The 25,521-nt window shown below is 48.2% G+C and carries 28 protein-coding genes; 18 read left to right on the forward strand and 10 right to left on the reverse strand.

The genetic code is table 11. The features are described 5' to 3' along the window. Window positions 1-96: 96 nt before the first annotated feature. Both ACLJQJ_RS14335 and ACLJQJ_RS14340 read left to right on the forward strand, forming a co-directional pair. Window positions 97-972 carry a phosphorothioated DNA-binding restriction endonuclease gene (locus ACLJQJ_RS14335; protein WP_063808982.1) on the forward strand — a complete coding sequence of 292 codons (876 nt, stop codon included), beginning with the start codon at window positions 97-99 and terminating at the stop codon, window positions 970-972. 128 nt (window positions 973-1,100) lie between these two features. Beyond that, a complete protein-coding gene (locus ACLJQJ_RS14340) occupies window positions 1,101-1,310 on the forward strand; it encodes a hypothetical protein (RefSeq protein WP_052932383.1) in 210 nt (69 codons plus the stop codon). Between the two features lie 196 nt (window positions 1,311-1,506). On the opposite strand, the gene ACLJQJ_RS14345 is transcribed toward ACLJQJ_RS14340, so the two are convergent. Continuing rightward, window positions 1,507-2,214, reverse strand: a complete 708-nt coding sequence (locus tag ACLJQJ_RS14345; RefSeq protein ID WP_063808981.1) for a DUF5677 domain-containing protein — start codon at window positions 2,212-2,214, stop codon at window positions 1,507-1,509. 162 nt (window positions 2,215-2,376) lie between these two features. Here ACLJQJ_RS14345 and ACLJQJ_RS14350 point away from each other — a divergent pair, with 162 nt between their 5' ends. Beyond that, window positions 2,377-2,571, forward strand: coding sequence for an aminoglycoside phosphotransferase family protein (locus tag ACLJQJ_RS14350; protein ID WP_371061915.1), 195 nt, complete (start codon window positions 2,377-2,379; stop codon window positions 2,569-2,571). A gap of 91 nt (window positions 2,572-2,662) precedes the next feature. Here the strand turns inward: ACLJQJ_RS14350 and ACLJQJ_RS14355 are convergent, their stop codons facing one another. The 5 genes from ACLJQJ_RS14355 to ACLJQJ_RS14375 are packed head-to-tail and all read right to left on the reverse strand — an operon-like array spanning window position 2,663 to window position 10,557. Then, window positions 2,663-3,790, reverse strand: a complete 1,128-nt coding sequence (locus ACLJQJ_RS14355; protein WP_077950913.1) for an FRG domain-containing protein — start codon at window positions 3,788-3,790, stop codon at window positions 2,663-2,665. A gap of 16 nt (window positions 3,791-3,806) precedes the next feature. Continuing rightward, the gene (locus tag ACLJQJ_RS14360) at window positions 3,807-4,304 is read right to left on the reverse strand and encodes a hypothetical protein (RefSeq protein ID WP_063808979.1); all 498 of its coding nucleotides are present in this window, start codon (window positions 4,302-4,304) and stop codon (window positions 3,807-3,809) included. A gap of 58 nt (window positions 4,305-4,362) precedes the next feature. Beyond that, window positions 4,363-7,494, reverse strand: a complete 3,132-nt coding sequence (locus tag ACLJQJ_RS14365) for a type I restriction endonuclease subunit R (protein ID WP_063808978.1) — start codon at window positions 7,492-7,494, stop codon at window positions 4,363-4,365. Continuing rightward, window positions 7,494-8,858 (reverse strand): restriction endonuclease subunit S, encoded by a 1,365-nt coding sequence (locus ACLJQJ_RS14370; RefSeq protein WP_063808977.1) that lies wholly within the window; start codon window positions 8,856-8,858, stop codon window positions 7,494-7,496. Before ACLJQJ_RS14370 ends, ACLJQJ_RS14365 begins: the two co-directional genes overlap by 1 nt. After that, window positions 8,848-10,557, reverse strand: coding sequence for a type I restriction-modification system subunit M (locus ACLJQJ_RS14375; protein ID WP_063808976.1), 1,710 nt, complete (start codon window positions 10,555-10,557; stop codon window positions 8,848-8,850). Before ACLJQJ_RS14375 ends, ACLJQJ_RS14370 begins: the two co-directional genes overlap by 11 nt. A 206-nt stretch (window positions 10,558-10,763) precedes the next feature. Between ACLJQJ_RS14375 and ACLJQJ_RS14380 the strand changes: the two genes are divergently transcribed. Then, window positions 10,764-11,747, forward strand: coding sequence for a toll/interleukin-1 receptor domain-containing protein (locus tag ACLJQJ_RS14380; RefSeq protein WP_023253002.1), 984 nt, complete (start codon window positions 10,764-10,766; stop codon window positions 11,745-11,747). A 38-nt stretch (window positions 11,748-11,785) separates the two neighbouring features. Here the strand turns inward: ACLJQJ_RS14380 and ACLJQJ_RS14385 are convergent, their stop codons facing one another. From ACLJQJ_RS14385 to ACLJQJ_RS14400, 4 genes are all read right to left on the reverse strand, one after another. After that, the gene (locus ACLJQJ_RS14385) at window positions 11,786-12,307 is read right to left on the reverse strand and encodes a hypothetical protein (RefSeq protein ID WP_020898309.1); all 522 of its coding nucleotides are present in this window, start codon (window positions 12,305-12,307) and stop codon (window positions 11,786-11,788) included. A 162-nt stretch (window positions 12,308-12,469) separates the two neighbouring features. Next, entirely contained in the window at window positions 12,470-13,045 is a 576-nt protein-coding gene (locus ACLJQJ_RS14390) for a hypothetical protein (protein WP_020898310.1), read from the reverse strand. A gap of 86 nt (window positions 13,046-13,131) precedes the next feature. After that, entirely contained in the window at window positions 13,132-13,338 is a 207-nt protein-coding gene (locus ACLJQJ_RS14395; protein WP_001620335.1) for a helix-turn-helix transcriptional regulator, read from the reverse strand. A 104-nt stretch (window positions 13,339-13,442) separates the two neighbouring features. Then, window positions 13,443-14,078, reverse strand: coding sequence for an inovirus Gp2 family protein (locus ACLJQJ_RS14400; protein WP_024142939.1), 636 nt, complete (start codon window positions 14,076-14,078; stop codon window positions 13,443-13,445). A 501-nt stretch (window positions 14,079-14,579) separates the two neighbouring features. Here ACLJQJ_RS14400 and ACLJQJ_RS14405 point away from each other — a divergent pair. The 14 genes from ACLJQJ_RS14405 (at window position 14,580) to ACLJQJ_RS14470 (ending at window position 25,191) form a co-directional block, all read left to right on the forward strand. Further along, a complete protein-coding gene (locus ACLJQJ_RS14405) occupies window positions 14,580-15,539 on the forward strand; it encodes a hypothetical protein (protein WP_063808975.1) in 960 nt (319 codons plus the stop codon). A 104-nt stretch (window positions 15,540-15,643) separates the two neighbouring features. Then, window positions 15,644-15,937, forward strand: a complete 294-nt coding sequence (locus ACLJQJ_RS14410; RefSeq protein WP_000562957.1) for a hypothetical protein — start codon at window positions 15,644-15,646, stop codon at window positions 15,935-15,937. A 380-nt stretch (window positions 15,938-16,317) separates the two neighbouring features. After that, the gene (locus tag ACLJQJ_RS14415) at window positions 16,318-17,004 is read left to right on the forward strand and encodes a WYL domain-containing protein (RefSeq protein ID WP_020898315.1); all 687 of its coding nucleotides are present in this window, start codon (window positions 16,318-16,320) and stop codon (window positions 17,002-17,004) included. A gap of 76 nt (window positions 17,005-17,080) precedes the next feature. After that, a complete protein-coding gene (locus tag ACLJQJ_RS14420; RefSeq protein WP_020898316.1) occupies window positions 17,081-20,191 on the forward strand; it encodes an Ag43/Cah family autotransporter adhesin in 3,111 nt (1,036 codons plus the stop codon). A gap of 110 nt (window positions 20,192-20,301) precedes the next feature. Next, window positions 20,302-20,748, forward strand: coding sequence for an IrmA family protein (locus ACLJQJ_RS14425; RefSeq protein WP_020898317.1), 447 nt, complete (start codon window positions 20,302-20,304; stop codon window positions 20,746-20,748). An 88-nt stretch (window positions 20,749-20,836) separates the two neighbouring features. After that, on the forward strand, window positions 20,837-21,082 hold the full coding sequence (locus tag ACLJQJ_RS14430) for a DUF905 domain-containing protein (protein WP_020898318.1): 246 nt from the start codon (window positions 20,837-20,839) through the stop codon (window positions 21,080-21,082). Between the two features lie 101 nt (window positions 21,083-21,183). After that, window positions 21,184-22,002 (forward strand): DUF932 domain-containing protein, encoded by an 819-nt coding sequence (locus tag ACLJQJ_RS14435; RefSeq protein WP_020898319.1) that lies wholly within the window; start codon window positions 21,184-21,186, stop codon window positions 22,000-22,002. A gap of 12 nt (window positions 22,003-22,014) precedes the next feature. Next, complete coding sequence (radC, locus tag ACLJQJ_RS14440) at window positions 22,015-22,515, forward strand: RadC family protein (protein ID WP_020898320.1); 501 nt, start codon at window positions 22,015-22,017, stop codon at window positions 22,513-22,515. Between the two features lie 62 nt (window positions 22,516-22,577). Beyond that, complete coding sequence (locus tag ACLJQJ_RS14445) at window positions 22,578-22,907, forward strand: type IV toxin-antitoxin system YeeU family antitoxin (RefSeq protein WP_020898321.1); 330 nt, start codon at window positions 22,578-22,580, stop codon at window positions 22,905-22,907. A gap of 14 nt (window positions 22,908-22,921) precedes the next feature. Continuing rightward, the gene (locus ACLJQJ_RS14450) at window positions 22,922-23,266 is read left to right on the forward strand and encodes a TA system toxin CbtA family protein (protein WP_020898322.1); all 345 of its coding nucleotides are present in this window, start codon (window positions 22,922-22,924) and stop codon (window positions 23,264-23,266) included. A 115-nt stretch (window positions 23,267-23,381) separates the two neighbouring features. Beyond that, window positions 23,382-24,215: a DUF4942 domain-containing protein gene (locus ACLJQJ_RS14455; RefSeq protein WP_063808974.1), complete on the forward strand. Its 834-nt coding sequence runs from the start codon at window positions 23,382-23,384 to the stop codon at window positions 24,213-24,215. A 64-nt stretch (window positions 24,216-24,279) separates the two neighbouring features. Further along, entirely contained in the window at window positions 24,280-24,528 is a 249-nt protein-coding gene (locus ACLJQJ_RS14460) for a CopG family ribbon-helix-helix protein (protein ID WP_020898324.1), read from the forward strand. A gap of 112 nt (window positions 24,529-24,640) precedes the next feature. Continuing rightward, window positions 24,641-24,880 carry a type II toxin-antitoxin system CcdA family antitoxin gene (locus tag ACLJQJ_RS14465; protein WP_000016244.1) on the forward strand — a complete coding sequence of 80 codons (240 nt, stop codon included), beginning with the start codon at window positions 24,641-24,643 and terminating at the stop codon, window positions 24,878-24,880. A 2-nt stretch (window positions 24,881-24,882) separates the two neighbouring features. Further along, window positions 24,883-25,191, forward strand: coding sequence for a CcdB family protein (locus ACLJQJ_RS14470; RefSeq protein ID WP_020898325.1), 309 nt, complete (start codon window positions 24,883-24,885; stop codon window positions 25,189-25,191). Window positions 25,192-25,521: the final 330 nt, after the last annotated feature.

The following is a 25,521-nucleotide window of genomic DNA, read 5'->3' on the forward strand; positions in this document are numbered from 1 at the left end:
AGCTGACAAATAAAAAAGATATCTGCAATAAAGCCTTGAATGTACATATAGTTGCGAGCATCATCGCAAATATGTGCTCATGGATTCTTCAATGTAATGGCCTCTGACAAAACCCTAAAGCAAGCGATATCAAGTATCACTATCTGGCGCAAAGGCGAACAGCGTGCGCCACATAAGCCATTATTGCTGCTGCACGTCCTCTCACACTATCGGCAGGGTCATGATCGCCTGTTTAACTATGGTTCTGAAATCTACGAGCCCTTGTTGGATCTTCTGGAACGTTATGGACCGCAGCGCCGTGACCAGCGCCCGGACATGCCGTTCTGGCGTCTGAAGGGCGATGGCTTTTGGGAACTACAAAACGCGGAACTGTGCTCAACCAATGGTAGCCGCCAGCCACCCCGACGTGAACTCATCGAATATAATGTCGCGGGTGGATTTGATGCCGATAGTTTTGCGTTGGTGGCAAAAAATCACAGGTTAATTGATACGCTGGCGCAGCAGCTCCTGGAGGCGCATTTCCCAGCCAGTATTCAGGAAGACATCGCTGATGAGATGGGGTTTGATATTCGCACCTCTCTCCGTCAACGCGATCCGAAGTTCCGTCAGATGGTGCTACGTGCTTACAATTATCAGTGCGCTATCTGCGGCTTCAACATGCGCCACGACAATGCGCCAATTGCCCTGGAAGCTGCCCATATCAGATGGAAGCAGAACCATGGCCCTTGTGAAGTACCTAATGGCCTGGCATTGTGCGCAATCCATCATAAAGCGTTTGATCGTGGTTCGATTGGCCTGGATGAAAATATGCGTGTGATAGTTTCCGACGCGGTAAATGGTGGTGGGGTGGTGCAGCGGCTGTTCTGGGATTTTGCGGGAAAGGCGATTGCGTTGCCCCCGGTTAAAGAAAATTATCCGGGCGAGCGGTTTGTGGAATGGCATAGGAAAGAGGTGTTTAGAGGAGAGCATTGATCTGGGGTCGGTTTAGTGCCAGGAGCGGAAGTTGCTACCATTTATTGTGTTAAAATCCACTGAGCGTAAGATAGGAAGTTAAATTGCTCCTCAAATATTAATCTCGAAAATTGCAAAAGGAAATTTCTATGGCTACTACTATGTTTTTCGAAGAAACAATCAAGGATCAAGGAGGTAAAACCTCTATGGTTCTAGAACTCGGTCGTTCTTCATTCTATGCCGAAGACAGCATCTATTTAACTGTTGATGGAAAAACCGTGATAATGGATCGAGAAATGGCGAAGAAATTTGTTGATGCCGTGATTTCTGTCGGTTCTTATCATGGCCTAGTGGAATAATAATGTGGCACCTGCCACTCATTACTACCGATGGCACAGGGTTAAGATTGTTTCTTAACTAGGTGTGATACCTGCCCTTGACATGAAGTTGTTCTTCTTCGTTTGAACTGCTTCGTGCCAGGAGCAAACGTTATTAATATCCGTCTTGTTATTTAACAGGTGAGTAGATCAGGTCTGAGCTAATACAAATATAACATCACCACTGTTTTAATACATCTTCGGGCACGTTTAATTCATTTCTTAACCTCTCAAACAGATCAAATGCATATTTTTGTGCAGATACAATCAGTATGTTAAAGTTGTCGATACAACCTGCTGTGCTATGTGAATTGATAAGATATGAAGTAGGATGCAACAATTTTGAAAATAGTTTAAATAACGCCGCGTACTCTTCCAATTCACCAACTTTTTCAGCAATGCTTTTGACTGTTTCAGGACTTTTGACACTTTTTAAGTCATGTTTATCTAAAATGGAGTTATTTAGTCTTTTTTTATTTTCGAACAACTCCAGTTCAGCGGCGTGGTTATCATTAGCAATCGTTGAAATAGCATCTAGAATTTGATTTTCATCCATAACCATCTCACTCATCCATGTGTTAAGCGAGTTTTCATCTTTAACTATCGATCTTAGTCTGATATTAAGCTCAAAAATATTTCTCGTGCATAATGCTACTAATGTTATGTCATAGTCATCTGACAGATTATTGGCCAGTAAGCTTAAAGAACGATGTGTTCCTTTTGCAATATTAGTTAGCGCTACATTTTTATTAGTTCTTTCAATATTTTTAGAACCTGAGCAAAAATGAATAAGTCTTTTATAATTCGAGTCTATTTTAAATAGATTTCTTTGGATATTTTTGATTGAGTCATGTTTCACAAACTCCCTAAGAGTTTTTTTAGACATATTTCCCCCTTCGAAAAATAAACTCATTACCGATTTAATGAAACCATTACATCACAGAGAATCCATAGACTGCATCAGCTCTAAAATAATTACAAGTTATATTTAATGACTTTGAGGTCCAGCCTTTCGTGAAATTGTGCCGTAAGATGCAAAGTTTGAGGTATAACTCATACATCACAGTTGTACCCGGTCAAAACAGCAGCACATGGTATTAAAGCCATGTTAAAAGTTACGGATGACCTTGATGAACAAGCCGGTAATGCACTAATGGCATGGTGGGAAGGGAATGGTGCTGCACAGGTGATTGCACATGAAGATGAAGCAATTCTTCTCTCAAGAGCCACAGGTCCTTCTTGATATTCGGGTATCCAGAAGTCAATAAAAAGGCAATCAGCTTATTCAATATTAGAGTAAGCTGATTGTTAATATTATTTCATTGATAGCATATTTAAACTATCGGATATAATTTTTTGATATCCATTGCTTGCTCAGTTAGCTCAGGGTATAGATAGCTCCTCGTTATACCTAACGAAGCTAGGTTGTCTAATATTTCTTTTTTTGCTTGAGCATTTATTGTTACACGCGTAGGAGCACAAAATCTCTCAATTCCCCAAAATTTATTCTCCATTGGAGGCCAGATAAGAAACAAGCCCTGCTGACGTTTAATTCTTTCATTGTTCATTTGAGAATGGACAATATTAAAAAAGGCGAACTGCTTTATAAAATAATCTAAATTATTAGTTAAACCATTCTTTAAACCAACTAAATTGGACAATACTTCAATGATAAGTTTTTGCATCTCATTAAAACGTCTATTAAATTCAAGGGCAAAAAGTTTTGTCTTAAGGCATGCTTGATGATCTAGCCCAATTTCAACATGAAGTTCATCATTTTGCCATCGTTGCGAAAAATCGACAATTTTGTCATGGATGCTTTGAAAAATACAAGCAATAGATAAAAAATCATTGATTTCTACTGTTGAGCCAATTGTTAATAATGCAGATGTACAGAAATCTAATAGTTGTATATATTCAGAATCAATCAATATATATCCACAGGTACGCTTTCTCTCTGCTGTAAAAAAATCAATTAGATAATTCACACTTCTATTGCTGAGATCATTAAATTGTATTTTATTTTCCACCCCAGCAAATGAGGCATCAGGAATTTCGCATGGATATAATATAGAATCCCTTCGCGGATTGAATAGAAAAATTTCACCATCATTATTCCATTCATTTTCACAAGCAAAAAATAATGCTACTAGCGGACTTTCCGTAAGATCCAATAACCGAGTAGGTAATCCGTGATGCTGCATTCGAATTAACCGTTCAAAAACTGATTTATCCTTTTCGAAAGCATCGGGACTACGACGTAGCATCTGCTGATATAAGTCATATTCATGAGCCCGATAACTTTTCCCTTCGCTATCTGTTCTGTATACACTTGGCTGGAGTTGCCATTTTTTATCAGCATGTCCTCGGTATAGATTTAAATTCCCTTTTTTTTCTTTGCTGGTGTCTTTCACCCATACCATGTATTCCGATAAAGATGATATCCTAATCTCATTTGACATTTTTTAACACCCTATATTATATTGCAAAATACAATAAACTAAGGAATGAGCCGAAAATAAAAACATGCCTAAATATTGCTAATCCGACTAATTCATCAAGACGATAACCTTTCCATGATGCATTCCTCCAACCTAACTGGAATAAGGTTGCCCATGATAGAGTAAATATTCCCGTGGCACTGATTACATTCTTCCAGACTAATGGAGCGGTAACTCGAAAATTCCCTGAATAAAATCCAATCAAAATAACCATGAAGAATACGCCCAACATTATCGATACTGAAACAAGAAGGGATGCTCTTAAGTCATCGCAACATTCTTCAAGATGATGTTTATGATCCTCTGGATTTAGGCTATAACGTCCTGCTTCAAGTTTCTTTTTACATTCATCTTTTTCAAGATCAAAGGCCATGCTATTAATAGCGCCAAGCGTAATAAATTTTTCCTTACTGAAGAAAAAATAAAACATTGCTTTATAAATATTTGCTTTTTTAGGTAACTGTACTGTATTCATATCTACCACAAAAAATAAAAATAACGAGGTTGACAGCAAGAAGCTGTCAACCTGAGATTTACATCGTCCAATGATTCGAAATAACTTCTGCTTGTTTTAGAATTAACTCTACCGCACCTGCTGTTTTATCCGGTGGATATTTGTACTTACGCAGCGTCTGGCGAACCAGAACCCGTAACCTCGCCCGCACGCTGTCTCGTACTTGCCAGTCTACGGTGGTGGATTTTCGCAGTTGCCGCGTGACTTCAATAGCCAGCTTTCTGAGAGTGTCGTCGCCCAGTTCACGTACTGCGCTTTCGTTTTCGGCTAACGCATCGTAGAAGGCGATTTCATCCGGGTTCAACCCCAGCGCATCATCGCGCGCCATTGCGTCCTGAAACGCTTTCGCCATCTCGATCAGCTCTTCAATTACCTGCGCGGTTTCAATCGCCCGGTTATTGTATTTGAGCAGTACGGCTTTCAGGCGGTCAGAATATTTCTTCTGCTGCACTACGTTGTTACCGGAACGTGCATGAATCCCGTCATTGAGCAGTTTTTCCAGCAATTCTACAGCCAGATTACGCTGCGGCATTTCCCGCACTTCCTCCAGGAACTCATCCGACAGCAAACCTATGTTCGGCTTATCCAATCCGGCCAAAGCAAAAACATCCTCAACCCCTGTTGCAACAACGGCATTATCAAGAATTTTACTCAGCAGCGAATTTTTTTCTGACTGGCTAAATTTGGCCTTCGGATCGAGTTTGATAAGCCCCACCCGGATCGCCGAAAGAAACGCGAACTCTTCCTGCAAAGGTTCGGCCTCATCCAGCGTGTTACATAGTGACCAGGCTTTGCTCATCGCCAGCGAGACATCAAGGTAGCGCTTTTTACCGTCCTCCAGCCCAAGAATGTAGTTCACGGCATCACGCAAGAAGGCCAGCGGATCGCGGGAGAAGCCCGTGTAATCAAACCCCGGTTTACCTGCCGAACGGGCAAACATCCCATGAATGACATCCATTTTTTCCAGCAGAATAGCAAAAGCTTCCCGGGCATCAACCGTCGTCTGTCCTTTGCCTTTTGAATCAGTATAGGTTTTCAGCGCCTGCTTCAGCTCGTTGGCAATGCCGATATAATCCACTACCAGCCCGCCGGGTTTATCCCGGAACACGCGGTTAACGCGGGCAATCGCCTGCATCAAATTATGACCGCGCATCGGTTTGTCGATATACATGGTGTGGCAGCATGGGGCATCAAACCCGGTCAGCCACATATCCCGCACAATCACCAGTTTCAGCGGATCGTTCAGATCCTTAAAGCGGGCTTCCAGGCGTTTTTTGGTCTGTTTGTTGTAGATATGCGATTGCAGATGATCTTTATCCGACGCCGATCCGGTCATGATGACTTTGATCGCCCCTTGTTCGACGTCTTCACTGTGCCATTCCGGGCGTATCGCCACGATAGCATCGTACAGTTTCACGCAGATCTCGCGGCTCATGGCGACAATCATCGCCTTGCCATTCATGGCCGCATTGCGCGTTTCAAAATGCTGAACCAGGTCAGCGGCGACCTGCTGAATACGTGGCTCTGAACCGACCAGCTTTTCCAGGCGGCTCCAGTCGCCTTTGGTTTTCTCCTGCTGCCCCGCCTCTTCGTCTTCTACCAGTTCATCGACCTGATCGGATAGCGTTTCCAGCTCTTCATGGTTCAGGTCGAGCTTTGCCAGCCGGGATTCATAGTAGATAGGCACCGTTGCGCCATCATCGACCGCATCCTGAATGTCGTAGATAGAGACATAATCGCCAAACACCGCACGGGTATCTTTATCTTCCGAGGCAATCGGCGTACCAGTGAAGCCCATAAACGACGCATTCGGCAGCGCATCGCGCATGTGTTTGGCGTAGCCGTATTTGTAGACGCCAGTTTGTCTGTCCAGCGTGGCGCTCAGGCCATACTGGCTACGGTGCGCTTCATCAGAAATCACCACGATATTACTGCGCTGATTAAGTGCCGGATGGCTCTGCTCACCATCCAGCGGCGCAAACTTCTGCACGGTGGTAAAGATGATGCCGCCGGATTCACGGGCATTAAGCAGCTCGCGCAGCTCGTCGCGGTCATTGGCCTGTAACGGCGTTTGCTTCAGCAAATCCTGCGCCTGGCAGAAGGTGGCGTATAACTGCCCGTCTAGATCGTTACGATCCGTTACCACCACAATCGTCGGGTTGTTCATCTCCGCCTGTTGCAGCAGTTTCCCGGCATAGCAGCACATGGAGATACTTTTGCCGGAACCCTGGGTATGCCAGACCACACCTGCCTTTTTACTGCCGGGCTGAATATTGCTGTGCAGCGGCAGATGTTTACCGGTCGAGGCCACAATCGTAGCTGCAACCGCTTCACGCACCGCGTGGAACTGGTGATAGGCGGCAATCTTCTTAATCAGCCGCTTACCGTCGTTCTCAAACAGGACAAAATAACGAATGTAATCGAGCAGAAGCGCACGGTTAAAGAAGCCCTGCACCACGGTTTTAAGCTGCCAGTCAAACTGTGGTTTATCATTTTCGTTCGCCACGGTTTTCCACGGCAGGAAGCGCTCTTCATCCGCCGTGAGAGAGCCAACGCGCGCGTTCTGCCCATCGCTCACCACCAGCGCTTCATTGCAAATAAACAGGTCGCTGAGTTCGTTTTTATAGGTCTGTAGCTGGTTAAACGCCGCCCAGATATCGGCGTTAGCATCAATCGGACTTTTTAGTTCGATCACCGCCACCGGCAGGCCGTTGATATAGCCAATAACATCCGGGCGACGTACCTGCTTTATTCCCTGAATGGCGACCTGGTTCACTACCATAAAGCGGTTGTTGTCTGGATGGTTGAAATCCATTAACAGCGCGTTGTCGTGAATCACCTTATCTTCATGCTTATATTCAACGGGCACGCCATTGAGCAATAGGTGATGAAAGGCTTTATTGCTGACGACCAGATCCGGGCTTTGGGCATGGGCGATACGCTGTATCACTTCTTCCAGCACGGCAACAGGGAGATGGGGATTAATGGTTTGCAACTGTTCCAGCATCACCGGGCGCAGAAACACATCATGAAATGAGGCACGTAGCGGGTTATCGCCATCCGGTGCGATATCTGGCCCGTGTAGCACTTCCCAGTCCTGTTCAGCAAACCATTGCAGGCATTGCTGTTCTAAATCGTCTTCGCTTAGCATCAGGCTTCCTCGCTGATTATCTGTTCTGCTTCCGGCAGGGTAATTTCGCCCGAGAGAAGTTTGGGGAGAAGGGTGTCGCGGAGTTGGGTTAAATTCTCATTGTATTTAACATTCGAAATCCATTTTAATATTAATCCATTAATTGATTTATTATAAATATCTATTAGATTTTCCGTTGGCTTACAGAAAACTGCGTTCTCTATAATGCCTTTATTTAAATTCTGCTGGGCTGAACCTGAAGCTTTTGATGCAATAACAGATGCACTATTGCACATTGAGAAATAAATAAAAAATGAATATTTTCTAGAGTAAAGAGCACAACAAGCCTGATTGGCAGACATTTCATTTGCAAGCAAACAAATTTTACCAGCGGTAGCTCCATACATTGCCATAACAGTTGAATACTTAGGCCAAAGCTTGGCGGTGCTATTTTGCAAACCAATCGCAGTTATTCTTTCTTTTGTCTCAAAAATTATTTTATCTCTAACTTCACCTGATGATAGCCATCGAATATCACCGTCATCCCAATAAGTCTCTTCTGATCTCTTTGGTGTTCCACCACTTTGAACAAAATCACAAAAAGAACGATAATTCTCTACACCCCATCCTTTAGGAATCGCCCCCAACTCACTTTCCTGCATCGCTGACGGAAACAGTTCTGCCGTGGCTTTTAACTCGGCATACTGCTCAGGATGTTCACGCTCAAAAACCACCAACGCATCGTCATCTTTCCCAGAAATGGCCGTCATGGCGGCAAGCGTTGCATCTGCCTGCGAACCGCCCGCTTCCAGCACCGCGATTTTGGCTTTTACCGGTTCAAAATCGATAAACCAGCTTTTAAACAAAGATTGGGCCATTTGTTCGAGGGTTTGGTTTATCTGATTATTGGTGAATACTTTCTCTTCCTGCAATTCGATGAGCTTACTAATATTACAAGCATTCTCAACAGGTAAAACACTTACTGGAATATTATTAATAAGGTCTTTGCTAACATTAGGGAAAGTTGATCCTGTCGCAGCTGCCAGCAATTTAGGAAGATAAGTCTCTAATACAGCTTTAACGTAAGGTGTCGGATATCCGTTTCGACCTCTTATTGCAGCAAGACCTCGACCTATACAATATTTTTGATCAGAATAGTTCATCCTGCCGGTTGTTGAACCACGAACACAAAATAAAATATCCCCTGGTAACGATGTTTTTTTTGCATATGCAGTATGCTGCACAGGTACAGGGTAACGGTCAGTAAACTCTGTAGGTCCATTCAATAAGGGGAGTCCTATCCCCTCATTATTAACATCTTCGCCTTTAGGGGATTGCCCCATAATAATCTCTGCAATATGCGAGAATGGGATCTCAAAACTCATAACCCAGTCCCCCCAGATTCGCCTTAATCTGCTTCTCCAGCTCAGCACTCTCTTCCAACTGGTCTTTAAGCTGCGCCGTCAGTCGTGCCATCTTCTCGGCAAACGGTTCATCATCTTCGTCTTGCTCGGCAGCACCGACATAACGCCCAGGGGTCAACACAAAGTCGTTTTTCTGAATATCTTTCAGTGTTGCTGAGAAGCAGAACCCGGCTTCGTCTTCATAGTCTTTATCCGTCTGCCAGGCGTGGAAGGTATCGGCGATTCTGGCGATATCCTCGCGGGTAAAGTCACGCAGCACGCGATCTTTCATATAACCAATCTGGCGCGCGTCGATAAACAGCACTTCGCCTTTACGGTGCGCTTTGCCGTTGCCGCCGGATTTGTCTTTGGTCAGGAACCAGATACAGGCCGGGATTTGGGTGTTGGTAAAGAGCTGGCCCGGCAGCGCCACCATGCACTCGACCAAATCGGCTTCAATCAGGTTGCGGCGGATTTCGCCTTCATTGTTGGTGTTGGAACTCATTGAGCCGTTCGCCAGCAGCAGCGCCATCGAACCTTTTGGCGCGAGGTGGTGGATCATGTGCTGCATCCACGCAAAGTTGGCGTTGCCCTGCGGCGGTGTGCCGTATTTCCAGCGCACGTCGTTTTCCAGCTTCGCGTTCCACCACTCCTTCATGTTGAACGGCGGGTTTGCCATCACGAAGTCGGCGCGCAGATCCGGGTGCTGATCGTCCAGCAGGGTATCGGCGTTTTTGCTGCCAAAGTTAAAGTCGATACCCCGGATCGCCATATTCATCGCCGCCAGCTTCCAGGTGGTCGGGTTCGACTCCTGGCCGTAAACAGAGATATTGCGCTTCTGCTCGGCGGCGTTGTACTGCTTCTCGCCCGCGTGCTCTTCAATAAAGCGGTCGCTGGAAACAAAGAACCCGCCGGAACCCATCGCCGGGTCATATACGCGCCCGTTGTACGGTTGCAGCATTTCAACAATCAGGGTGACGATACTTTTTGGCGTGTAATACTGGCCGCCCTGTTTACCTTCCGCCAGCGCGAACTGACCGAGGAAATATTCGTAGACGTGGCCGAGAATATCTTTGCTCTTTAAGCTCAGTTTCTCACCGTTATATTCCGGGTTGCTGAAGTTGGCGTCAGAGAAGGTGTTAATCAGCCCGGTCAGTACCTCGTTGCCCAACTGGTACTGGCTGATGCGGTTCAGAATGCCTTTCAGTTTCGGGTTGGTTTTTTCGATTTCATCCAGCGCGTTGTCCACCAGCCAGGAGACGGAGCGCAGCTTCACATCCTGTCCGGTCGTTTCATCCACCCACAGCACCGTACCGGTCGGCAGAATCGCTTTCGTTTTCAGCGTGTCCCAGCGAGCAGCTTTAGGGACCCAGAAGATGTTCTTTTCGGTGTAGTAATCCTCGACTTCCAGTTCATCAACTATCGCCTGCGCGTAGTCTTCGTCGGAGTCGTAATCATCGCGCGACATGGCGTAGATGTTGTCCGGGTTGCCAACATCGCGGAACAGGGTGATCAGCTCCTGCTGACGGGCTTCAAAAGCATCGGAGACATACTTCAGAAAGATAAGCCCTAACACTACATGCTTGTAGTTGGCGGCATCCATATTGGCACGCAGCTTGTCGGCGGCCTTCCAGAATTTGTTATCCAGCTCATTCAGGAACTGTTGTTCAGCGTTATTCATTAAAACCTCAAAAAATCAGCGCTACCCGGCACGATGTCCACCAGGCCGCATAAAATCGGCGAATGCGAAAGATCATACCCTGACGTCAGAGCGATACCAAGATAAGGGGAAAGTTTTCGCATCAATAGCTTGAGATTGGCGGGATTACTCTTTTGCATTTATGGCGCAAAATAACGGTACTTTTCTATCGGAGTATCCTACACATTATGACCACTCTCGTTTTTTCCTATTCTCATGCAGACGAAGCGCTGCGCAATGAGCTTGAGAAGCATCTTTCCCCCCTGAAGCGCATGGGCAAGATCACCACATGGCACGATCGCTGTATCATTCCAGGGCAAGAGTTTGAGAACCAAATAGACCTCTACTTTTCCCAGGCAGATATCATCCTGTTGCTGATTAGCAGTGATTTTATCGCTTCTGATTATTGCTATCAGGTAGAAATGACCAACGCTCTGGAGCGGCATAACCGGGGCGAGGCGGTGGTCATTCCGGTGATCTTAAGAGAGTGCGACTGGCATCAACTACCGTTCGGCAGAATTATGGCGGCAACAATTGACGGTAAGCCAATAACCAAATTTGCCAGCCATGATGACGGCTATTTTCAGGTTGCCGGTGCCGTTTCCCGCGCTATTGCCAATTTGGAAGCGAAAAAAACACATCAGGCTACGCAAATCTCTTCACCGGTTTCGGCAAACCCGACGTTTCAAGCAATAGAGACGGTTTTCGCACCACGTTCCAGCAATCTTTCGCTGCCAAAACGTTTTACCGACCTTGATAAGGATCGTGCTTGCCGTGATGGTTTTGAATATGTCGCCCGTTATTTTGAAGGATCGCTGGCAGAACTCAAAAAACGCCATGCCGGGCTAGAAGTCGATTTTCATAAGCGTGATGCAGACGCCTTCACTTGTGCGATCTACATGGGTGGGAGCAAAGTCGGTCAATGTGCAATCTGGCGTAATAGCGGGCGAAATATGGGGATGGGTGATATCGGTTATAGCCAGGATGGTACAATTGGCAATACTTACAATGAAAGCTTAACCATTGACAATAACGGTCAGATTCTCGGGTTTCGCCCATTAATGGGCGTCTTTGGCGCGGGTTCATCAAGGGAAGCATTGCTCACCAATGAAGGTATGGCTGAGCATCTCTGGGATATGTTTTTTGAGCCAATAAAACAGCGGGCCCGTTAGTGCAAGTGGGCGTCACTCATTGGCGTGACGCCCTTTCATTAGTTGTTCAAAGCTACGTAGTCTTCTATCTGCGACTGCAATGCCCAGAATGTCTGTAGCTTCTGATCTGTCCACGCTATCAGGGATTCCGAGGATAACCGGTGTAACTCCTTCCATTCGTTGTGATCGATGTCAGTTGCCAGTTCAGCCCAGCATAACAGTGTTAACCTTTCTCTGATCCCTGGCCCTTTGAATTGTTGAAACAATGACTGTAGCTTATTGCTGAGACGACGCATCCCCAGCCGCTCGCATTCGCTAAGCAGCACACCCGGCAGCAGTAACGACATCAGGCCTGTGTTGATGTCCTGCGCCGCTGTCATTGGTGCTGTTGTTGGAATATTGAGAATGCGCTGGAGGCGTTCAGGGATAACCAGTTCGGCAAGATCGCCTCCGGGAAGTGTACAGGACACTATCGCCAGCGTGTGCCATCGGATTATCTCGGGCTGGCACTGACCATGAATAATGGCCGGATGAGTATAATCGTTCAGGCAGGCCTGGTAGTGGTTGAGTAATGTGTTCATTGTTTTTTCCTTACGTTAGTTAGCAGGCAGGCAGGCAGCGGCCGCCGCAGAGTGCCGGAGCGCCGATGTGCCAGGGATGGATTGAAATCAGATAGTGCAGAGAATTATTTGCGGAATGGTTCAGGTGCTCACGAGAGGAATGGTCTTGGTGAGCCACAGGGATCAGTAGTGCATAAACACGACGTACTCATCCATCAGCGCCGTCAGCACCGTATTCTCCTCCTGCCGGTGTATCAGCCAGGTGGTAATTTGTACATCGTCCGCCAGCGCCAGCATATCCAGCCAGTCGTCTACCGGAGCCCCCATCATCAAATCGTACCAGCACAGCCAGATAAGCTTCTGGCGAAGCTCACGCGACCTGACCCGCGTCAGAAGATGGCGCAGTTTGCTGGCAAGGTGGTTTTGTTTCAGCCTGACGCATTCACTCAATAAAACCCCTTCCAGCCCGGCATGGGTGAACAACAGTTCCGTGTTGATGTCGAGGCTGATTAGAAAATCACGCTGAATGCTCAGTGGGTCGGGGCGCGTTTTGCCATAAATCATTCGGTACAGGCACTGCGGCACCACCGCAGTGGCGGCCCCAATGCTAGGGAGGTACAGCGCTGAGAGTGTAAGACCGTGGCTGGACTGGACGTTCGGGTGGCACATGCCATTTTTGATGGCGATACTGGTCAGATCGCTCAACCAACGCTGATAGGAGTTGAGCAGTACATCATGACGAGCCGTGGTTTCTTTCATCGATCGATACCTTGTAAAGCAGACAGCCGCAGCAGGTAGCTTGTCCGGCGAGGTTCAGGGAACAATGGTGCAGGAAATGGAAAACGCTACTGACGTGATTCATCAATGCGCTTCTGGAACCAGGTTTCCACCTCACTGCGTAACCAGCGGGAACTGCGACCCAGCTTTATAGGTTTTGGAAACTCGCCATCTTTAATCAGCTTGTAAAACCATTTGTCCGTTAGTTTTGAATATTTAGTAATAAATTTCATATCGACTAATTCATCGTTTACTTCAGAAGGTAATGTTGTCATGGTTAAATTCCCGGTTGAGAATGATAATCCGGAAAGGCGTTTTCATCGTTGCCTTGCTCCGTCCATAACAACCGGTGCTTACGTAAAAAATAATAATGCTGTTATCAGCGCTGACTGCATCCAAAAGAACGATTATCACGACTGTAGATTTTAGAACGTTCTTTAGCAAAATAGCTCAGGCGAAACGTTAGGCTATTGTAGATGTCAACAAAGTCAGTTGAATGAGCATGCAGGTAATACAATGGATTATCAGGAAAGTGGACCAGTGTTCGATATTCAGAGAATGCAGAAAGAGATAACGCGCTCAGCCATGCATCCGCAATAAGCGTCCCCAGATTGTCAGATTCATTTCGATAGTGTCCCAGCGTATTGAATGTGTCGTGATTGAATAATAAAACGATATGATAGTGTGGCTTTTTACCTGACTCATATTCCCTGACCCAGGCATAGCGTAACTCACTATAATGAACTCGAATATTCTGTTTGGCTTTACGTTTTTGATAGGCGGTTATCTTTTCTCTCAGTGATTCAATAAATCTGGACATAATATTTCCATTGTGGTCTGGGATGCTACTGATACTGTCGCCAATATCCCGATACTCAGGTAATCTGAGTATGGCTATTACAGCCAGAGTTCTTGAATGTTGGTTGATAGCATTATTCAACACTATCCACATTCTTTCCAGATAACGTTCGTTGAAAGGAGCATGTCTGTTATCAAGGTTATAACGTTGGTTCATTTCAATATCCTCACGGGTATGTTGGTAGTACATACCAGAAAGGTGTGTTTGTATTTTTTTAGCATAACCCTGTCATAGTAATCGAATCTCTTCAGGTATCCATGATGAGGTGATCATCCGCCGGTTATAACGGAGTAGATATATCAGATAGGGACAGAAGACATATATTACTAAACAGACAATATTCATAACCCAGAAAACCTTTCCCGCTCTGGCTTTGCCCGCCATTTTATCGTCAATTTTTACTCCGAAGTTATGTTTCCTGATTCAGGAGAAAATCATTCATTTTTTTCCTTTCCAAAGATAACCTGATGTTCCTTATTTTGTGAAATGACAAGTGCTAAGGAGGCTGTTGAACCCCATGTCGCAATGTAAAAAACAAGAAAAAGACACAAAATAATCTACGTATTTTTCTACGTAAAATGCGACGTAAATCTCTACGTAGAATCAATTAAAAATGTACTATCTGAATAGATAAAGTTGATTGTTTTTGGAGATAATATGAATAAGTCCGGAGATGGAAAAAAGCCAAACATCAGAGTAGATAACGCGCTATTTAATGTGATTAAATATAATAAAGGCGAATCTGTGTTTAGTGATGCTACAGGCAACCAAATATTTGGGTGTGAGTGGGAAAATATAAAAAATAAAATAAGCATTTATTTTCATGAGGGGAATGAGTTTAAAGATGCGTTTTCCAGTGTAATGAAATGCAAATGCGATGGTGAAAACATTGAAAAATATGTAACTGGACTTAGGGAAATAGCATTAAAATATCTGATAAATGAAAATTTATTGTCCTGGTGTAAAGGGCAGAGAGAAATGATGTTGGTATTACATACGGTAATGCGGAGATACAAACTAATGTATTCTACGCCAACAATTTCATCGTTTTGTTTTTCTACTGATGTATTTGACTGTGAAAAAGGTTGCGTAGACAAAACGGCTTTTCTACTTGCGCTGGATGAAATGAGTTTTTATATAGATCGTGAATGTGTTCAAAGCGAAATTATGGAGGCGAAAAGATCGTGGGAAGTAATCCAGGATATGGCCGAAAACCCTCTCCCATTCCCAGAGAAGACTTATTCTGCAAAATATAAAGATGATTATTTTTGGGCTATTAAGTACATAGATAAAGTTTACGGAAAAGATATCATCCTTCATATCGATAAAATTAATAACGCCTGCATATCGGATCAGTTGAGGGTATATCACAAATACGATATTTATTTCTCAACCAGAAAGATGAATGAGTCAGAACTAAAGCTTTTTGTTATGCGAATGAAAAAGACCAGAAGTCAGAATAAATATCGTGAATCCGTGAAGGATAAAAAAGTACTAAATACATATATTAGCTCCGGAGCCAAAGCGAGACTTACGGCTATGGCTAAATATCATGGAATGAATATCAATGAGGAACTGGAACAACTCATTAATCATGCCTATACAAAATATCGGTAGCCTTACAACTATTTTCAGACAGATATTATCTCCGTGACAACACTCAATAACCCGCCGTGAATCACTTCCGGCGGGTTTTCTTTTCGCGGTTTAAGGAGATAAAAATGATCTGCCCTCATTGCGGTTCTACGAATACGCAGAAGCGAAATATTGGCCGAAAAGTCGGTGGCGGGATTGGTGCCATCGCAGGCGGCGTTGCCGGTGCGGAGGGTGCCACGATCGGCGCAGCGGCAGGCTCCATTATTCCTGGCATTGGAACGATCGCCGGAGGTGTGATTGGCTTCCTCGTCGGAATGGGAAGTGGCGCTGCGCTGGGCGCAATGACTGGCGGAAGTCTGGATGGTGAGGTGCTTGATGAGTATCTCTGCCATGACTGTCTGCTGACATTCAATGATTAAATATTTTCTGGCTCTTGCCCCAGGCATCATTCCGCGTTGTACGGCTTAACCTCACTTTTCCTGCTGTAGCCCTGTTGCTTCCCGCGACAGGGCTGTTTTATTTCGTTTCTTTATTGAGGAATTAGTCTTACAGGTAGTGATGGAAGTGCGGTTATAACATATCCACGTGATTTAAATGGTTATTAAAATGTTAAAAAATGACACATCCTGTCATTTTTATTACCCCGTTATCAGTAGTTTCCCATCTTAACTCTCAGCATCCCTGATGAGAGCCGGATCGCCGCGATATGAAAAATAGTTCAGGTTGCGGACATACCCTGTCATCCCCCTTCTTTAGAATTAGATTTTTTCAGGCGCTTAACTCGTATGGAGAAACAATAATGACACGGACAGAGCGCCGCCACGACAGGCTGGCGATCAGGTTGTCACTGATTATCAGCCGTCTTGTCACGGGTGAAACGTTAGATATGCACAAGCTGGCCGCTGAGTTTGGTGTCTCGACACGGACTCTGTACCGGGATTTTCATGAACGGCTGATGTATCTGGATCTTGAATGTCACAACGGTTGCTACCGTCTGCGAAACAGTGGTGGTGGCCCGCAGGCCGAACTGGATGTCCTGACCTTTATCCACCGTGCCGGTATGTCTGGTTTATTTCCGGGCCTTAACCGCCGCCTGGTCAGTTTGTTTCTGGCCTGTGATGATGTTCCCTGCCTTGTCGGAGAGACTCTCACGGATCTTGGTACCTCCGCGCCACTCTCTTTTTATCACCTGGTTAAAGCCATCACGACCTGTCAGCGCGTGACGCTGCTGGCAGAGGGGCAGCGTTGTGAACACCTTGCGCCTTATCGCCTGGTTGCCAGGGAGAATGACTGGTATCTGATCGCTGAACATCACGGGCGGCCCGTGGTTTTTGTTCTGCGTGAAATCCATGTGGTTCAGCTTACCGGGGAGGTATTCAGGCGCAACGAACGGCTTTACCGAATGGCGGAAAACACAGGATTCATCCAGGCGCTGCCGCATTTTCGCTGCATTCAGCAGTCGTTGGATGCGCTTTCTTCACCATAACGTTTTGCACTGACCTGTATCCATTTTACGTGGATGCAGGTCTTTTTTATTTATTACACACAACAGGAATGTATCAATGAAACGAGGTCTGAACACCAGCTACCGGCTGGTATGGAATACGGTACAGGGGGCATTTGTGGTGGTCTCCGAACTGGCAAAAGCAAACGGTAAACGTGCCAGCGCCGTGCTGGTGGCTGCGGGGCTGGTGGTCAGCCCGATAGTGATGGCGGAGGAGACAACCAGCGTTCCTTTTGGTGAAGTGGTTAACGGCGCGGTCATCGACAATCACGACACACAACGGGTGTCTGGTGAAACCAACGACACGGTGATTAATACCGGCCTTGGCCCTGACAGTGAGGGCAATGGTGGAGGTCAGGGTGTTGAAGATGGCGGTGTATCAAACCGAACAACTATCAATGATGGTGGATTACAGTGGGTGGATGCTGGCGGCCTGGCCACTGATACCACGGTAAACTCCGGTGGCGGTCAGTCTGTCGCGGGGCAAACTAAAGGGACGGTTCTGAATGGGGGTGAGCAGTATGTTCATTCAGGTGGTGTTGCCGATGGTACGGTGATCAATACTGGTGGCTATCAGACCGTCAAAGCGGGAGGAACAGCAGCAAACACCGTTGTTAATACGGGTTCAGAAGGTGGTCCCGATTCAGAAAATGATGATGCCGGTCAGTGGGTTTATGGGACGGCTCAGAATACCACTATCAATGCCAATGGTCGCCAGGTTGTCCAGGAAGGCGGTGTATCTACTGATACTGTAATTAATTCAGGCGGCGATCAGAGCGTACATGGTAATGCAGAAAACACTCAGCTTGATGGCGGGTATCAGTATGTTCATTCAGGTGGAGTTGCTGATGGCACAGTAATTAATGAGGGAGGGTATCAAACGGTTAAAGCCGGAGGAACAGCGACAAATACCGTTGTTAATACAGGTTCTGAAGGTGGCCCGGATGCAGAAAATAGTGACGGCCAGTGGGTCTACGGAACCGCAGAGAATACCACCATCAATGCGAATGGACGCCAGGTTATTAATGAAGGGGGAGTTGCCACAACGACAACCATTTATTCAGGCGGCGATCAGAGCGTACATGGGTATGCAGAAGATACGGTACTCGATGGTGGGTATCAGTACGTTCATTCAGGTGGCATGGCGGTTAATACAACCATTAATTCCAGTGGCTGGCAGGTGGTCAAAGAGGGCGCTCAGGCGCGCGATACCACGGTAAACAGCAACGGCATTCTCCAGGTCAATGCGGACGGCGTGGCCTCAGATGTCACCATCAACGCCGGTGGTGCGCTGGTCACCAATACCGACGCCGATGTTTCCGGCACCAACCGGCTGGGCGGTTTTAGCGTGGATTCGGTTACCGGCAGCGCCAGCAACGTGGTGCTGGAAAACGGCGGGCAGCTCAACGTGTTCACCGGTGATTCTGCCAGTGCCACCACCGTGGATAATGGCGGCACGCTCAGCGTAGCGGCTGGCGGTACGGCGACTGATACCACGATTTACGCAGGCGGGGCGTTAATCGCCGATACCCGCTCTACGGTCAGCGGCACCAACGCGCAGGGCGAGTTCAGCATTGACGGCGCAACCGGTCAGGCCAGCAGCCTGTATCTGGAAAACGGCGGCTACTTTTCCGTACGCTCCGGCGGGAATGCGGCAGATACTCGCGTTGGCAGTGGCGGTGAACTGAACGTGGAGGATGGCGGGACGTTGAGCGGCACGACCCGTCTGACCGAAGACGCCACCCTGACGCTTACCGGCGATGCCGTCAGCACCGGCACCATCGACAGCGCCGGGACGATCACTTTTGCGCAGGCTGATGATACCGGTTTTACGCCGCATACCCTCACGACCACCAGCCTGGTGGGCAACGGCGGCACCATCAACATGTCCGTTAACCTCAACGATCCGGCGTTCCCGACCGATATGCTGATCATTGACGGCGGGCAGGCGACGGGCACCACCAACCTGAATATCACCAATACCGGCAGCGTCGGGCTGGGGCTTGCCACCACGGGTGAGGGCATCAAAGTTGTGGATGCTGTGAATGGCGCAACCACCGACGATAACGCTTTCGCTCTCAGCCAGCCGCTTCAGGCGGGCGCATACAATTACACCCTGGATCACGGCACGACGGATGAGGACTGGTATCTGTCCAGCGAAGCGGACTATCGCGCTGAAGCCGCTCTCTACTCCTCGATGCTCACGCAAAGCATGGATTATGATCGCCTGCTGGCGGGCAGCTACAACCAGCGCCGCGCGGCGCAGGGTGGTCAGGGTGTGTGGGCGCGGATTCAGGGCGGGCACATTGGGCATGACGATAATGGCGGCATTGCCGGAGGCGACACGCCGGAAAGCAGCGGCAGCTACGGTTTTATCCAGACAGGCGCTGACCTGCTGCGCAGCGACGCAGGTCCGGTCTCGCTGACTACCGGGATCTACGGCGCGGCAGGTTTGTCCTCGGTTGACGTCAAAAACGACGATCACTCTGATGCAGGCGACGTGCGCGACAACGTGTACAGCCTGGGCGGCTACCTGACGATGGTGCATAACGCCAGCGGCGGTTGGGTGGATATGGTTGCGCAGGGCTCGCGTCACTATCTTGAAGCGACGTCTGATAATAATGACTTTAACACTCACGGCTGGGGCTGGCTGGGATCGCTGGAAACGGGGCTTCCGCTCAGCGTCGGCCATGGCCTGGTGCTGGAACCGCAGATCCAGTACATCTGGCAGGGGCTTTCACTCGAGGATGGTCACGACAACGGTGGCTACGTGAACTTCGGCGACGGCAGCGCTCAGCATCTCCGCGCCGGTCTGCGCTTCGGCAATATGTCAGAAATGGCGTTTGGCCGGGGAAGCTCATCGCAGGCAGGATTCGGCGACAGCATGAAACACCGCGTCAGCGAACTGCCGGTAAACTGGTGGGTGCGCCCCTCGGTTATTCGCACCTTCAGCTCTGACGGCGACATGAGTATGGGGACCGACACGGCGGGCAGCAATGTGATCTTCAGCCCGTCGCAGGATGGCACCTCGCTGGATTTGCAGGTGGGCGTTGAAACCCTCGTGCGCCAGAACGTCAGCCTGGGCGTACAGGGCGGCTACACCCGCAGCGTCAGCGGGGAAAGCGCCGACGGATATAACGGTCAGGCCACGCTGAAGGTGACGTTCTGAGCACGTCATTAACACCGTTCCTGCTGCTCAGGTGGCAGGGGTATTCCTGACGCTGTAATCTGTTCCCGCAATGGAAAATAATGACATACTGAAAATAAGGAATATGAATAATGAGTATTGCCAAAAAAATCATCCTGTCAGCAGTGATGATGGGCGCGTGCCTGGTCTCATCCAGTTTTGCCAGTGAGCAGCGTTATATCAGTATTCGTAATACCGACAACGTCTGGATGCCGGGTAATATCTGTTCTCTCCAGTTTCGGCTGGATAATGGCGGCAGCGGCGAAGGGTTCGGTAGCCTGGCGATAACCCTGCGGCTGAAAGATAAAGGCGGCAACGTTTTGAGCGAGGGCGTCATGAATGTTGAACCTTTTGGCGACAGCGATGCTGCACGCTCGCAGGATGCTTTTCTTGAGGGTGAGTGTCAGGACGATACCAGCACTATTGAAGTGGTAAAAGCGACGGAAAGCCGGAACGGCAAAGAGGTCAACCTGCCGTTATCCATCTTTGATCCGCAGTATTACAAACCCCTGCCGGTGACGGTAAAAGGACACAAATAGCGACGCCTGTTACTGCCACAACCGCTGATTTTTACTCACGCCTCTGTTGCTGACGCATCAGGGGCTTTTTGTTTTTAAGGAACCTGATATGCCTCAACCTTTACGCCTGCCGGACGGGCCGTTTACCCGTGCGGAGGCCAGCGCCGTTGCCGCTTGCTATCAGAACGTCGCTATCGAAGATGACCAGCAGACCCACTTTCGTCTGGTCGTTCGCGATACGGACGGAAGCCTTATCTGGCGGGACTGGAACTTTGCTGCTGAAGCCGGACAGGGGCTGAACCGCTTTATTGCCGATTACGGTATTCCGGTTACTGAAGCCCCGGACAACGCCTGACCACAGTCGGTATTACCTACCCATAACCATACCATCGGACCATGTTCCTGCCCGGAGCATGGTCTTTTTTATACCGTTACCCCACTACTAAGGAATAAATCATGCGATTAGCCAGCCGCTTCGGGCGGATAAACCAGATACGCCGCGACCGTCCATTAACCCATGAGGAACTGATGCAGGTGGTCCCCAGCGTATTCAGTGAAGACCGCCACGAATCCCGCAGTGACCGATACGCTTACATCCCCACTATTACGCTGCTGGAAAACCTGCAACGCGAAGGGTTTCAGCCGTTCTTTGCCTGCCAGTCCAGAGTCAGGGATCCCGGCAAACGTGAACACACCAAGCATCTGCTGCGTCTGCGTCGTGCCGGGCAGATTACCGGGGCGCAGGTGCCGGAGATTATTTTACTCAACAGCCACGATGGTTCCAGTTCATACCAGATGCTGCCGGGGTACTTCAGAAGCGTCTGTACCAATTCACTCGTCTGTGGTCAGTCGTTTGGTGAAATCCGCGTGCCGCACCGGGGAGACGTGGTGGAGAAGGTTATCGAAGGGGCTTACGAGGTACTCGGCGTGTTTGACCGCGTGGAGGAAAAGCGCGAAGCCATGCAGTCGCTGCAACTCCCGCCTCCGGTACAGCAGGCTTTTGCCAGAGCCGCGCTGACTTACCGTTTTGGTGAAGAGCATCAACCGGTGACTGAAGCACAAATTCTGGCCCCCCGCCGTTGGCAGGACGAGTCCGGCGACCTGTGGACGGTCTATAACCGTATCCAGGAGTCGCTGATAAAAGGCGGTCTGGGCGGCCATTCCGCACAGGGCAAACGCAGTCGTACCCGCGCCGTTCAGGGCATTGATGGCGATCTGAAGCTCAACCGGGCGTTATGGGTAATGGCCGAAGAACTCCAGCAGGTACTGAGTTGAAGAGGAGGACAAATGAATACTGTAATATCACTGATACCGGCATCCGCGCCCGATGCGCCACCCGCCTTAACGCCGTATGCACAGCGCACTATCAGAAGGGCCGTGAATCTGCTGGATAAACACCTGCGCCAGCCTGGCGTGATTTTTACTTCCGCAGCATCCGTTCGCGACTGGCTGCGTCTGCAACTTTCGCCGCTGGAGCGGGAGGTATTTATGGTGCTGTTTCTGAATAATCAACACCAGTTACTGGCGCATGAGACGCTGTTCACCGGTGGTGTCCGCCATACGGAAGTTCATCCACGGGAAGTCCTGCGCGCCGCCATGCGCCATAACGCTGCGGCAGTGGTGCTGGCTCATAATCACCCGTCCGGGGATGCCGAACCCAGTCAGGCCGATCGACTAATTACCACACGGCTGGTGAACACGCTGGACCTGGTCGATATCCGCGTTCTCGACCATTTCGTTGTCGGCCACCGGGATATCCTGTCCTTTGCCGAACGGGGCTGGCTGTGAAAATCATCAGCAAGCGCCAGGCGATGACGCTTTGTTAATCCCCCTTCTTAAGGAAAACCACAATGCCCCAAAACCAACCCTCCGTGCCTGTCTGGGGCCTGCGGAGCGATATCACGCCCTCGTTTGGCGCGCGGTTAGTGCAGGAAGGCTGTCGCCTGCACTTTCTGGCTGACCGCGCCAGCCTTTGCGGTAATTTCACGCCGGAGCAACTGCAAACACTGGAGGTCACCTTTCCGCAGTTCGTGAAACAACTGGAATCGGTGCTAAAAAGCGGGGCGCTCGATCCGCGCCAGCCGCACCGCCACAGCATCACCCTCAATGGCCTGACCTGCGAGGCCGACACCAACGGTAGCCACGGCTACGTTTACCTCACTATCTACCCAGCCGAATAAACAAGGACATTACCATGCAAAACGTTTTATCACTGTCTTCACCGGCAGCGACCCCGTCACGCTTGTCGCCCGTCGAAGCCTGGCGAAAACTGCTGTCGTATTTACTGCAACGCCACTACGGCCTGGAACTCAACGACACGCCATTCTGCGACGATAGTGTTATTCAGGAACATATCAACGCAGGCGTTACGCTTGCCGATGCCGTGAACTTTCTGGTGGAAAAGTACGAACTTGTTCGTATCGATCGCAAGGGATTTAGCTGGCAGGAACAATCACCCTATCTTCGAGCTGTAGACATTCTGCGGGCGCGACAGGCTACGGGTCTGTTGCGACGTCAACGCTATCTCGCGGCACACTGAATCTTGCGAGCAGCCTTCCCATATTACATTTCCGATCTTTCTTCCCTGTTAACTCCCTGCATAATGCGCCTGCCATTCCCGGCAGGCGTGTTTGCTTTTATACGGACAAAAAATTATGCAAACAGAAGCTGAAGTGTTAACTAACCATAACGAACTTATCTGCTCGACAAATATTGAACGGATCGTCACCGGGCGGAATGCTGCGCTGCAACAGATTGAAGCCGTCATCCACCAGCTTAATGAGATTTCCCGCCTGACATCCAGTATTGGCGGCAACACGGCGGAGCACTGGGCGATGCGGCAAGGGCGGGCTTTTGACTGCTGGTTGATGCAGTCGGTGGATAAATCCTTGCCGGTAATCGCCCGCAATATCGATCGCGGTATCTGGCGTGACCTGATGCTGAAATCGGGGATGCTGACTCTGATGGACGCTGAAGCCCGCAGCCAGTGGGCAAAGGATCTGGAGGAGGGCGATCTTCCGGTCATCAGTGAAGCCAATATCCTGAGTACCTTTGAGCAGTTGCACCACAATAAGCAGGACGTTTTTGAACGCGGCATTATCAATGTGTTCAAAGGACTAAGCTGGGACTATAAAACCAATAATCCCTGCTACTTCGGTAAGCGGATTATCGTTAATAGCCTGGTGAAGTACGACAAATGGGGTTTCAGCCCGAACTGGGGCTGGCGGCGTGACCAGCTCGCCGATCTGGAGAGGATGCTGTACCTGCTTGACGGGAAGACTATTCCCGATAACCGGCATGATGTCTCCATCCGGTTTATGGACTTCGTGCGTGGCAATCCGCATCAGCAGGTTTTCGAAGACGAACTTTTCATTATTCGTTACTTTCAGAAGGGGAGCGGGCACATTACGTTCAAACGGTTGGATCTGGTAGAGAAGATGAATGATATCGTGGCAAAACACTATCCAGGGATGTTAGCCGCAAAATGAGGTTGATGTTTTTATAAGCATTGTTTTATCAAACTCCCCTAGGGCTTTTAGCGAGGTAATCTTAATGAATTCGCTTGCAATACAAACCATTAATGTACAAATTCCCGTGGAGTTGACCGCAGCTATTGAACATCTTGCAATTGAATTAGGCTGTTCCAGGAACTGTATTATTAATGAAGCGCTGACCCGTTTTCTGGCAGAAAGAGAACGGCGTCATCAGAGCATCCAGGCCGGTCTTGCCGATGTGGATGCTGGTCGTGTAGTGAGTCATTCGGATATGGTAGATTTTGACAACCGTTTAAAGGAAACCTGACAGGCAAAGATGTTGCTATCCGAGCGAGATAGTCGCCTCTCATTGCCATTTGCTTAAATACTCCCCATACTAGATACATGTGTTTATTACACGTGTAATTTCAGGAGGCTCTATGTCGGGTATGAGTGTACGACATAAAAAAACAGTCAGTGTCACGCTGGAACCTGCATTGCTTCAGCAAGCCCGTGATGCAGGTATTAATCTGTCAGCGGTGCTTACCGCCGCGCTGAAAGAGGAAATCAGTGCCACAGGCGTTGAACGCTGGAAAGCAGAAAATAGAGCGGGTTTGCAGGAGCTCAATCGTATTACTGATGAGCACGGCCTTTTATCGGACGATTACAGGACGTTTTAATCATGCAATACATGGTTTATCGCAATAAAGGAAACAGCAAGGCTTATCCTTATTTACTTGATGTGCAAAGCGATATTATTGATGAACTGCATACTCGCATGGTTATCCCATTGTTTCCTGTGAGCAGATTGGTAAATAACTCAGTTAAGCGCCTCACGCCCACTCTGAATGTGGAAGGTAATGACTATCTGGTGATGACTCACGAAATGGCGAGTATCAGGCTTTCGCAGATTGGTGATGAGGTGATGGATGTTCGTTCCCACAGGCAAACCATCAAAAATGCTCTCGATTTTATCTTTGACGGGTTCTGAATGGCTTGCATGTCAAATGGAGAGTTGTTCACCGTTCTGGAGGGGACTTGACGCGCTTGAACCTGTGGAAGAAGATGAGGCGTGATTTTAAGTTAACTGCGTTTTCAGAGAATCGCGCATGAGTATACATGTGAGTATATATAGCGGTTCTCTTGTTTTGTAATCTTATTTACTTCAATAGGTTACGTCGAGAATCGCGGTGCGGCCTTCGCACCGAGTGATGCAATAATTAGCTACCTAAGGGTGGCTTTTTTTGTGTCCATTTTCGTCCAGATTCGTCTATATCAATCTGTAATTCAAAGATAATTTATTTTTCTGTAATAGAAATAT

This window comes from Salmonella sp. SAL04202 (genome assembly GCF_046550775.1).
Taxonomy (GTDB): domain Bacteria; phylum Pseudomonadota; class Gammaproteobacteria; order Enterobacterales; family Enterobacteriaceae; genus Salmonella; species Salmonella enterica.